This window comes from Bradyrhizobium sp. (genome assembly GCF_019242285.1).
In the GTDB taxonomy this organism is placed as follows: domain Bacteria; phylum Pseudomonadota; class Alphaproteobacteria; order Rhizobiales; family Xanthobacteraceae; genus Bradyrhizobium.
The window spans coordinates 1-3,229 of record NZ_JAFAVV010000604.1; the positions used below are offsets into that span (position 1 = coordinate 1).

4 protein-coding genes are annotated in these 3,229 nt (G+C 66.2%); 3 read left to right on the plus strand and 1 reads right to left on the minus strand.

Annotated elements, in window-relative coordinates; all coding sequences use genetic code 11:
• Positions 1–633: sugar phosphate isomerase/epimerase (locus JOY90_RS24680; protein WP_291693723.1), on the plus strand; the 633-nt coding region annotated here is incomplete at its 5' end.
• A gap of 38 nt (positions 634–671) precedes the next feature.
• Here the strand turns inward: JOY90_RS24680 and JOY90_RS24685 are convergent.
• On the minus strand, positions 672–1,895 hold the full coding sequence (locus JOY90_RS24685; RefSeq protein WP_291693724.1) for a cytochrome P450: 1,224 nt from the start codon (positions 1,893–1,895) through the stop codon (positions 672–674).
• Positions 1,896–1,994: 99 nt separating this feature from the next.
• Between JOY90_RS24685 and JOY90_RS24690 the strand changes: the two genes are divergently transcribed.
• Both JOY90_RS24690 and JOY90_RS24695 read left to right on the plus strand, forming a co-directional pair.
• Positions 1,995–2,540 (plus strand): phosphonopyruvate decarboxylase, encoded by a 546-nt coding sequence (locus JOY90_RS24690; protein ID WP_291693725.1) that lies wholly within the window; start codon positions 1,995–1,997, stop codon positions 2,538–2,540.
• Positions 2,537–3,127, plus strand: coding sequence for a thiamine pyrophosphate-dependent enzyme (locus JOY90_RS24695; protein WP_291693726.1), 591 nt, complete (start codon positions 2,537–2,539; stop codon positions 3,125–3,127). Before JOY90_RS24690 ends, JOY90_RS24695 begins: the two co-directional genes overlap by 4 nt.
• Positions 3,128–3,229 lie beyond the last annotated feature (102 nt).

Genomic DNA, 3,229 nt, shown 5'->3' on the forward strand with positions numbered 1-3,229 from the left:
GCGGGGCGCTGCACCGAGGTTCGCGATGACAACCGCCGCGCCGTCGACGAGGCGAAGGCGCTGGGTGCGCCCTGCGTCGTGCTCGTGGTCGGCGGCCTGCCGCAATTTTCGCGGCCGGGCAGCGCGCCGTCGCGGGACATCGGCGCGGCACGCGCGCAGGTCGAGCAGGCCATCGGCGAGATGCTCGACTATGCGCGGCAGGCCGGCATGCCGCTTGCGATCGAACCGCTGCATCCGGCCTATGCCGCCGACCGTGCCTGCGTGAATACGACGAAGCAGGCGCTCGACATCTGCGACCGGCTCGATCCGGAGCGCACCGGCGCGCTCGGCGTCGCGCTCGACGTCTATCACATCTGGTGGGATCCCGAATTGATGACGGAGATCGCGCGTGCGGGGAAGGACCGCCTGCTGGCCTTCCACGTCTGCGACTGGCTGGTGCCGACCCGGGATATCCTCAACGACCGCGGCATGATGGGCGACGGCGTGATCGACATCAAATCGATCCGCGCCGCCGTCGAGGCGCAAGGTTTCGGCGGCTATTCCGAGATCGAGATTTTCTCCAACGACTGGTGGGAAAGGCCGATGGACGAGGTGTTGAAAACCTGCATCGAGCGGCACCGGACGGCGGTTTGATCTGGCGGGCTTCGGTGTATGTGGCCGCTTTGCCCACCCTACGCCTTCGTGAGGCACGGCACGCTCAGAAATCCGCGAAAGCGGACGCGGCCGCTGCGTATCGGCTCGCCATTGATTGCGTAATTGGGAAACCGCGCGAGAAAACGCGCGATTGCGATCGCGCCTTCCAGCCGCGCCAGCGCCATCCCGGCGCATTGATGCGCGCCCGTTGCAAACGCCAGATGGCGGTTCACCGTGCGGCCGACATCGAACCGCTCGGGGTCCTCGAACTGGCTGGGATCGCGGTTGGCGGCACCGATGCACAGCGTCACCGGCGTGCCGGCTTCCAACGTGATGCCGCCGAGTTCGACGCGCTCGGTGGTCATGCGGTTGCCGAGCTGGTTCGAGCTTTCGTAGCGCAGGATTTCTTCCACCGCGGGGCGGATCAGGTCGGGACTCTCGATCAGCCGGCGCTTCTCGGGTGGATGCTCGGCGAGCGCGACGAGGCCGTTGCCGATCAGGTTGGTCGTGGTTTCGTGGCCGGCATTGAGCAGGAAGATGCAATTGTGCAGCAACTCCTTCTCGCTCAGTCGTTCGTCATTGGGCTCGCCCTGGATCAGGCGCGTCAACACGTCGCGCTCGGGATTGCCTGGCTTGGCGCGGCGGCGCTCGACCAGGATTTCCAGATAGGCGAGGAAGTCCCGCACCGCGTCGTTGCCGCGGGCGAAGGCCGCTGGGCTGATCACCGGCTCGAGCGCGCCGAGAATGGCGAGCGACCAGTCGCGTAAGGGTTCGCGCTCCTCGTGCGGCACGTCGAGCAGGTTGCCGATCACCTCGACAGGAATCGCTGCGGCGAAATCGGCGATCAGCTCGAAGGTGCCCTTGGCCGCGATGGCATCGAGCAGTCCGTCCACCAGCCGCACCAGGTCGGGCTCCATGCCGGCGATCGCGCGCGGCGACAGCGCGCCCATGATCAGGCGCCGCACGCGGGTATGCGCCGGCGGATCGTTGAAGACGAGGCTCGTGGTGTGGTGCTCGTAGAGCAGGGAGGTACCGTATTTCGGCGCAAACTCCTTCTTCTTGTCGGAAGAGAATGCCCTGGTGTTCTTGTAGGCGGTAACCAGGTCGTCATAGCGGGTCAGGAAATAGGAGCCGTTCGGCATCTGCCTGACGGGCTCGTGCTCCCGCAATGCGCGATAGGTCGGGTACGGGTTGACGTAGAACTCCGCCGTCAGCTTCTCCAGGTCGAAACCAGCCGCCAGCGCCCGCATCTGCGCGTTCATGCCGTCCTCCCGGGATCATGGCGATATGCCGATTTTGCGCTTTCGTTCGCAGCGCAAGTCTCTACATTCCGCCCCCTGATTAGCCGACCGGAACCGCAAATGCACGCCCGCACCGAAGCCCCCGCAGAAGCCGCGCCATCCTGGACGGGAGAGATCTTTTCGATCCTGCAACGCTTCGACGTCCGCCAGGTCCCCTATGTGCCGGATGCCGGCCATTCCGATCTCATCAAGCGGGTGCTGGCGTCCTCGACCATGCGGGGCATTCCGCTGACGACGGAAGAGGAAGGGGTGGCGCTGCTGGTCGGCGCCTGGGCCGGCGGCCAGCGCGGCGCGCTCCTGATGCAATCCAGCGGCGTCGGCAACTGCATCAACATGCTGTCGCTGACCCAGATCTTCCGCTTTCCGTTCCTGACGCTGGTGACGATGCGCGGCGAATGGGGCGAGTTCAATCCATGGCAGGTGCCGATGGGATCGAGCACGCAGGCCATCTTCGAATTGTCGGGCATCAAGGTGCTGCGCGCCTCCCACCCCGTCGAAGTGAGCGAGGTGGTCGAGGCTGCGGCAGGCCAGGCCTACAACGCGCTGACGCCGACCGCGGTGCTGTTGTCGCAGCGGCTGATCGGCGCAAAGGTGTTCGTGAAATGAGCAGGACCAATCTTCTCGACCGCCGCGAGGTTACGGCCGCGCTGCTCAGGGACCGCAAGGATGCGATCGCGATCGGCGGCCTCGGCGCCTCGACCTATGACATCGCCGCCGCCGGCGACCATGACCGCAACCTCTATCTCTGGGGCGCGATGGGCGGCGCCGTCATGATGGGACTGGGCATGGCGCTGGCGCAGCCGGACACGCCGGTGGTCGTGATCACCGGCGACGGCGAGATGCTGATGGGGATGGGAAGCCTCGCCACCGTCGCGCTGCAGAAGCCGGGCAATCTCTCGATCGTCGTGCTCGACAACGAAGCCTATGGCGAGACCGGCGGGCAGGTGAGCCATACGTCCGCGACCACGGATCTCGTCGGCGTCGCCCGCGCCTGCGGCATCGCCGACAGCCGCGGGCTCGACACCATGGCCGAGATCGAAGCTCTCGCCATCAGGCTGCAGGATGTCTCCGCCGGTCCGCGCTTCGCCAGCGTCAAGATCGACCCCGCCAACCTGGAGCGGGTGCTCTCGCACCGCGACGGAATTTTCATTCTGAACCGGTTGCGCGGGGCGCTCGGCTTCAAGCCGATCTGACCGGGTCGAAGCGAACTCACTTCGCGTCCTGCCTGCGCACGTGGGAGGCGACGATCAGCACGCCCGAGACGATCAGGGCGCCGCCCATCGTTTGCAGCACGG

Bases quoted from the DNA above. Each gene is read 5' to 3' on its own strand.
- JOY90_RS24685 (WP_291693724.1), bottom strand. From the start codon at position 1,895: ATGAACGCGCAGATGCGGGCGCTGGCGGCTGGTTTCGACCTGGAGAAG.
- JOY90_RS24690 (WP_291693725.1), top strand. From the start codon at position 1,995: ATGCACGCCCGCACCGAAGCCCCCGCAGAAGCCGCGCCATCCTGGACG.
- JOY90_RS24695 (WP_291693726.1), top strand. From the start codon at position 2,537: ATGAGCAGGACCAATCTTCTCGACCGCCGCGAGGTTACGGCCGCGCTG.